This window comes from Streptomyces sp. NPDC048420 (genome assembly GCF_040651535.1).
Lineage (GTDB): Bacteria > Actinomycetota > Actinomycetes > Streptomycetales > Streptomycetaceae > Streptomyces.
Genome location: NZ_JBEZKG010000013.1, coordinates 126,846 through 132,924 on the forward strand (window position 1 = coordinate 126,846; position 6,079 = coordinate 132,924).

Consider the following 6,079-nt stretch of genomic DNA (forward strand, 5'->3'; position numbering starts at 1 on the left):
GCGGGTGCGGGTGAGGGGCGTCGTCGAGGCGGTGCTGCTGGGGGGCTGCCGGTGGCGGCCGTGCTCTGCGGGACCGCCCATGTGCAGTACGTCCGTTGCGTCACCGGCGAACGGCAGTTGCTGGTCCTGACCGCGGTCCCGGACGAGTCCGCCCTGTACGAGGGTGTTCCGGTCGCTGAAGCGTGGCGGATGCTCGCGCCGTGGATGGGTGACTGGGACGGTCGATACGCTCAGTGACATTCCGGAAGGCTCGGGCCAATGCTCCGGAGGCCTGTTGGTGAGCCTGCCCTGCTCGAAAAACCCACCGGCGTGCCAGCTGGAGTGCGCGCGCATCCAGACGTCTCGCCGCCCGTTCGAGATCGCTTCTGACCTGGCCTGATCGATATTCGCTCGTTCGGGGGAGCCCGGTCTGTGCGCTTGTCGTTCTGCCGTGCGAGGCCTCATACCAGAGTGGGACGCTGCGCGGGGGACTTTGTCAACTGCCGCTCGCACATGATGCGTTGGCGACTACTGTGAGTGTCCGCCGGGCGACGAGCGGTTGAAGTCTGCGGTTCTCGCGACCGGTACGTCATGACGCATGCCCACGGCAGACGGCCGCGGGGCGGGAAGGAGGGAGGCGCCGCGCCGGTGAGCGACGACCACCCCGCTGCGCACCCCGCCCGGCAGCCCACAGGGGCACACGGCGGAGCCCGCCCAACCGGACGGGTGACTCCGGGCCCCCCGGCCATCAGGACCGACGGACCACAACAAGGACACCGATGTCTCACCTCCGTGCACCGGCCACACGCGCAGACCGCCGTGAGGGCGGGCGGCACGGGCGGCCGGTCGCCCGCCCCGCCCCCGTGCTGCCGGAGACGCACATACGGCCGCAGTTGCTGCGGCTGGCCGTGCTCCCGCCGATCGCGGTCGCCCTCAGCGGCTGCGCGGCCGTCCTGTTCACCGTCCGCTCCACCGGGACGCAGCCCGGCCTCATCCTGTGGGGCGTCCTGGCCGGCGCGGTCTCGGTGGCCCTCGCGGGCATCCTGATCGCCGCGGTGGCCGCCGACCGCGCCGCCAAGTCGGTGAGCGACCGGCTCGGCACACTGCGCCGCAGCAGCGCGCGCCGCGAAGCCGAACTGCGGGCCCTGGTCGAGGGGTTGCGGCGCGGGGAGGTCCCGCCCGGACGCAGCCCGCGCAGCGGCCCGGCCGACGACGCCGACGACTTCGAGCTGCTCGCCGCCGATCTGGACCGCGCCCACGACGGGGCCGTGAGCGCCGTCGTGCAGGCCGCCCAGCTCTCCAGTCAGGTGGGCAGTGAACAGAAGCTGGAGGTCTTCGTCAACCTCGCGCGGCGGCTTCAGTCCCTGGTGCACCGCGAGATCTCCATCCTCGACGAGCTGGAGAACGAGATCGAGGATCCGGACCTGCTGAAGGGCCTCTTCCACGTCGACCACCTCGCCACCCGGATCCGCCGCCACGCCGAGAACCTCGCCGTGCTGGGCGGGGCCGTCTCGCGCCGGCAGTGGAGCAACCCCGTCTCCATGACCGAGGTGCTGCGGTCCGCCATCGCCGAGGTCGAGCAGTACTCGCGGGTCAAGCTCGTGCCGCCGATCGACGGCACCCTGCGCGGGCACGCCGTGGCCGACGTGATCCATCTGCTGGCCGAACTCGTCGAGAACGCCACGGTGTTCTCGGCGCCGCACACCCAGGTCCTGCTCCGCGCCAACCTCGTCACATCGGGGCTGGCCGTCGAGGTCGAGGACCGCGGGCTCGGTATGCCCGTCACGGAACAGCAGCGGATGAACGCCCTGTTGGCGGACCCGGACCAGGTCAATGTCGCCAGCCTGCTGGCGGACGGGCGCATCGGTCTGTTCGTGGTGTCGCAGCTCGCCAAGCGGCATGGCATCCATGTCCGTTTGCAGACCAACATCTACGGCGGTGTCCAGGCCGTTCTCGTCGTGCCGCAGGCGCTGCTGGGATCGGCGCCGGGTGCGGTGGGCGCGCAGCCGCCGGAGGCTGCGGGGGCCGGTGTGCCCCCGCAGGGGCCGGAGCAGCCGCGAAGCGGTCACGAGGCCCGGCATCGGGGGGTGCCCGCGGAACCGCGTCCGGGGGCGGACCCGCGTCGGCGGGAGCCGTCGAGCCGTGAGCCGTCGAGCCATGACTCCGTACGGCCGGTGGACTCGGGCCGCAATGGAAGCCGAACGCCGGGGGCGAACGGGCGGGGAGCGGTGTCGGGGGGCAACGGGTCCGCGCCGAACGGCAGCGGTTCCCTTCCGGACGGGACGGCCGTTCGGGGCGTCGGGGGGCGTGGGTCCGGCGGCAGCGGACCGCTGCCCGGGGGCGGCCGGCGGGTGTCCGGTGGCGTAGGGGCTGGGTCGGGTGGCGGGTCGGTCGCGCCGGGCGGTGGGGGCGGGTCCGACGCCAGTGCGTCTCTGCCGGTGGGTGGGGGCGTGCCCGGCGCGGCCGTGTCGAGTGGCGGTGTCTTCTGGAACGGCGGCTCGGGAGTGCCGGAGGGTGGGGGCGCGTCAGGCGGTGGGCGGGTGGTCGGCGAGTCCCCGTCGGGTGGCGGTGTCTTCTCGAGCGGTGTCGGCGGTGTGTCGACTGGGAGTGGGCATCTGCCGGGTGGTGGGGCTGTAGTGCCGGAGGGCGGTGGGGGCGCGTCAGGCGGTGGGCGGGTGGTCGGCGAGTCCCCGTCGGGTGGCGGTGTCTTCTCGAGCGGTGTCGGCGGTGTGTCGACTGGGAGTGGGCATCTGCCGGGTGGTGGGGCTGTCGTACCGGACGGGGGTGGACGTCTGCCCCGCCGGGATGGCGGGGGTGTGCCCAGGGGGAGTGAAGGGGCGGCCGGTGGCGGGTCCTTGTCGCGTGACAGGGGTGCGGCCTCCGGCGGTGGGCGGCCCACGCCGTTGCCCGTTCGCGGGGCCCGGGCGGAGCGGGCCAATCCCGCGGACGCCGTGCCTGGGATCAGGGCCGGTGACCGGCGGTTGGTCGCGGAGCACACCGCCGCGCCGCCCACCCCGCGCACCGGGACAGTGCGCGGCACCATGGGCAAGCCCCAACTGCCCCGGCGCCGCGCTCAGGAGCACATCGCACCCCAACTGCGCGGGGGGCCCGCCGCGCCACGGCAGGACCCCGAGTACCTGGCCGGACACGACCCAGGACTGATGGCGGCCTTCCAACGCGGCATCAGCCTCGCCGAGGCCCAACAGCATCTGGAACCCGCTGACGGAGACCCGGACGCGCCCCTGGCGCCTGCCGAGGCTGCCCGCCTGGAGTTCGACCACATGGACTCCACACCCATGACGTCTCCCTACGGGGGTGCGGCCCATACAGAGGAACCCGGACAGATGGAGCCCGGACGTATGGGGCCCGGGCATGTGGGCTCCGCACACGTGGGCGCCGGTCACAGGGACGCGGGAGACCTGGGCTCCGGGCGTGTGGGTTCGGGTCACACGGATGCCGGGGACCTGGGCTCCGGGCGTGTGGGTTCGGGTCACATGGCTGCCGGGGACCTGGGCTCCGGGCGTGTGGGTTCGGGTCACATGGCTGCCGAGGACCCGGGCCCCGGGCACGCGGGCTCTGCACACCTGGGCTCCCTGCACATGGGGTCCGCCCACACCGACACCCCGACCACGGAGCCGTCGCACACCGAGTCCGCCTACAGCCACACGGCCCGCACACACACCGGCCCGCCCGCATCCATCCCGCTGCAGTCCCGCCCGACCCCGTCCCCCGACCCGTCCGCCTCCTTCGACTTCGGCGCGAGCCACACAGATGCCGCACCCACGACCGAGGCCGCCGCCATAGACGTAACCCCCATGGAGCGGCCCCACATATCCGAGGTGCACGGCGGACGGGACGAAGTCCCCGGCCTCGACCTCGATCTCGACCGCACCACCCCCCGGCACGACGGGAGCGCACCCGCCGGATGACCACCCCCGCGTTCACCCCACCCCCCAGCGCTCCCGCAGACCTTCGTACCTCAAGGAGTCGATCCACCATGGCGAGCGAAGCGCCGACCGGCCATGTATCCGATCTCGACTGGCTGATGAGCGGCCTCGTGCAGCGCGTGCCGCACACCACCAGCGCGGTCCTCCTGTCCTGCGACGGGCTCGTGAAGTCGGTCCACGGCCTCGACGGGGACAGTGCCGACCACATGGCCGCCCTGGCGTCCGGCCTGTACTCCCTCGGCCGTAGCGCGGGCGTCCGCTTCGGCGACGGCGGAGAGGTCCGCCAGGTCGTCGTCGAGCTCGACTCGACGCTGCTGTTCGTGACCACCGCCGGCTCCGGCACCTGTCTCGCCGTCCTGGCGGGACGCGAGGCCGACGCCGCCGTGCTCGGCTACGAGATGGCGATGCTGGTCAAGAGCGTCCGCCCCTACCTGGTGACCGCGCCCCGGCAGCACGCCGTCGAATCCACGGCGATGAGGCCTTGAGCGTGGCGGCGGCCGGCGACGGGCCCTGGCTCGACGACGCGGCCGGGCGGCTGGTGCGGCCCTTCACGGTCAGCAACGGCCGCACCCGGCCGTCCATCACGTTCGACCTCCTGTCGCATGTGATGGCCACCGGTGCCACCCCCATCGGCTACCTCGGCCCCGAGCACGCGCAGGCGCTCGACCTGTGCCGCGCACCCGTCTCGGTCGCCGAGGTCGCCGCCCATCTGAAGCTGCCGGCGGTGGTCACCAAGGTGCTGCTGTCCGACCTCGTGGACTGCGGGGCGCTGACCACCAAGCCCCCCGAGTTCACCCACAACCCGACTGACCGGGCTCTTCTGGAGGCAGTGCTCGATGGACTACGACGACAACTCTGACCCGTTTCCCACCGCACTCAAGATCCTTGTGGCGGGCGGGTTCGGAGTCGGCAAGACGACCTTCGTGGGCGCGGTCAGCGAGATCGCCCCCCTCAGCACGGAGGAACTGCTCACCACGGTCAGCGCCGCGACCGACAGTCTCGACGGTGTCGAGAACAAGGTCGAGACGACGGTGGCCATGGACTTCGGCCGTATCACCCTCGATCGGGAGCATGTCCTGTACCTGTTCGGCACGCCGGGGCAGGAGCGGTTCTGGTTCATGTGGGACGAGCTCTCCGAGGGCGCGCTCGGGGCGGTGATCCTCGCCGACACCCGCCGCCTGGAGGACTGCTTCGCGGCCGTGGACTTCTTCGAGCAGCGCGGCCTCGGATTCATCGTCGCGATCAACGAGTTCGACGGGGGGTACCGCTACGACCCCGAGGAGGTCCGCGCCGCCATCGACCTTCCGCCGGAGATCCCGATCGTGCGCTGCGACGCCCGGATCTCCAGTTCCGGTGTGCAGACCCTGCTCACCCTCGTACGGCATCTCATCGCCCACAGCCCGGCGCCTGCGCCGAGCCACGGCGCCCACATGTGACACCCGCACACCTCCACGGAGCCCGTATATGACCTGCGTCCACAGTGACGGAGCCCGCCCATGAGGTACGACCCGTCGCGGCCGGCCGGTCGTCTGCTGCTCACCCCCGAGGACAAGGAGGCCCCCGCCAGGGCCAGGCGTCTGGGCCAACTGGGCCTGGGAGATCTCGTGGACCCCGCCCTCGACGCCTACGCGGACCAGCTCGCCGAGCTCACCGGGGCGCCGTACGCGATGGTCAACTTCGTGGACGAGCAACGGCAGTTCTTCGCGGGCCTGCATCTGCCGGAGGTGGCACCTGCCGTCGTGGTCAAGGCCGACGGCAGTACGCCGGTGCTGGGCCGTGAACTGGCCCGTGACCATGGTTTCTGCCCCCATGTGGTGGTCCGGCGCAAGGCGCTGGTTCTGGAGGACGTGTGTGACTACCCGCGGTTCGCGGGCAATCCGGTCGTCGACGAGTTCGGCATCCGCAGCTATCTGGGCGCACCGCTCATCGACAGCACCGGGATGGTGCTCGGCACCGTGTGCGTCGTCGACGTCGAACCGCGTCCCTGGGGCAGGCCCGGCCTGGAGACCATCAAGTCCTCGGCGGCGGAACTGGTCGCGCGTCTGGAGCGACGGGAGGCCGACGGGCTCCCCGTCCTGTGACCGGCGAGACGGCCACTTCGCCGGCCGCTGGGCGTGGCCGGAGGCCTCGCGCTCGCCGTCGTCGACGAGGAC

Annotated in this window: 6 protein-coding genes; all 6 read left to right on the plus strand. The window is 72.3% G+C overall.

Going from position 1 to position 6,079, the window contains the following annotated elements; genetic code table 11:
* Positions 1-51 precede the first annotated feature (51 nt).
* The 6 genes from AB0D34_RS25380 to AB0D34_RS25405 all read left to right on the plus strand — a co-directional run bounded on the left by AB0D34_RS25380 (position 52) and on the right by AB0D34_RS25405 (position 6,007).
* Positions 52-237, plus strand: coding sequence for a hypothetical protein (locus AB0D34_RS25380; protein WP_362665059.1), 186 nt, complete (start codon positions 52-54; stop codon positions 235-237).
* Positions 238-758: 521 nt separating this feature from the next.
* Positions 759-3,908 carry an ATP-binding protein gene (locus AB0D34_RS25385; RefSeq protein ID WP_362665061.1) on the plus strand — a complete coding sequence of 1,050 codons (3,150 nt, stop codon included), beginning with the start codon at positions 759-761 and terminating at the stop codon, positions 3,906-3,908.
* Between the two features lie 68 nt (positions 3,909-3,976).
* Positions 3,977-4,411, plus strand: a complete 435-nt coding sequence (locus tag AB0D34_RS25390; protein WP_362665063.1) for a roadblock/LC7 domain-containing protein — start codon at positions 3,977-3,979, stop codon at positions 4,409-4,411.
* Between the two features lie 2 nt (positions 4,412-4,413).
* A complete protein-coding gene (locus AB0D34_RS25395; RefSeq protein WP_123994878.1) occupies positions 4,414-4,785 on the plus strand; it encodes a DUF742 domain-containing protein in 372 nt (123 codons plus the stop codon).
* The gene (locus AB0D34_RS25400; RefSeq protein ID WP_362665065.1) at positions 4,763-5,362 is read left to right on the plus strand and encodes an ATP/GTP-binding protein; all 600 of its coding nucleotides are present in this window, start codon (positions 4,763-4,765) and stop codon (positions 5,360-5,362) included. Before AB0D34_RS25395 ends, AB0D34_RS25400 begins: the two co-directional genes overlap by 23 nt.
* A gap of 60 nt (positions 5,363-5,422) precedes the next feature.
* Positions 5,423-6,007, plus strand: a complete 585-nt coding sequence (locus AB0D34_RS25405; protein WP_362665066.1) for a GAF domain-containing protein — start codon at positions 5,423-5,425, stop codon at positions 6,005-6,007.
* The last annotated feature ends 72 nt before the right edge of the window (positions 6,008-6,079 follow it).

What these genes read in the sequence shown, in the direction of transcription:
- AB0D34_RS25400 (WP_362665065.1), top strand. Translation starts at nt 4,763, where the DNA reads ATGGACTACGACGACAACTCTGACCCGTTTCCCACCGCACTCAAGATC.
- AB0D34_RS25405 (WP_362665066.1), top strand. Translation starts at nt 5,423, where the DNA reads ATGAGGTACGACCCGTCGCGGCCGGCCGGTCGTCTGCTGCTCACCCCC.
- AB0D34_RS25390 (WP_362665063.1), top strand. Translation starts at nt 3,977, where the DNA reads ATGGCGAGCGAAGCGCCGACCGGCCATGTATCCGATCTCGACTGGCTG.
- AB0D34_RS25385 (WP_362665061.1), top strand. Translation starts at nt 759, where the DNA reads ATGTCTCACCTCCGTGCACCGGCCACACGCGCAGACCGCCGTGAGGGC.